The organism is Microbacterium sp. 2MCAF23 (assembly GCF_052115565.1).
Taxonomy (GTDB): Bacteria; Actinomycetota; Actinomycetes; order Actinomycetales; family Microbacteriaceae; genus Microbacterium.
Genome location: NZ_JBFRGY010000030.1, coordinates 1 through 311 on the forward strand (window position 1 = coordinate 1; position 311 = coordinate 311).

The 311-nt window shown below is 67.4% G+C and carries 1 pseudogene; it reads right to left on the reverse strand.

Annotation, left to right across the window (positions count from 1 at the left end):
• Window positions 1–311 (reverse strand): annotated as a pseudogene (locus tag AB4078_RS18690) (hypothetical protein); the annotation flags it as partial.

Below are 311 nucleotides of genomic sequence, written 5' to 3' on the forward strand. Positions count from 1 at the left end.
TTGCCCGCCGGACTCAGCGAAGAGCCAGCGCTCGCCGTGGTGGCGGCGACGCCCGCGATGGCGGCGACACCGAACGCGGATCCGGGATTGACACCGGCGAGCAACCCGATCGGGACGGTCACGAACACCGTCGTCTTCACCGCCTTGTCGGTGCCGACACCYAGCAGCCAATCGCACAGCAAGTCCGCACGAACCTGATCCCTCGTGCGGCCCTCCCGGCGGTCCTTCTGGAGGTGTTTCGCGGTCGAGGTGAGGCGTCGTTTGATCGCCGTGGTCTTCACCGTCGGGATCAGCGCCGTCAGCCAGGACAT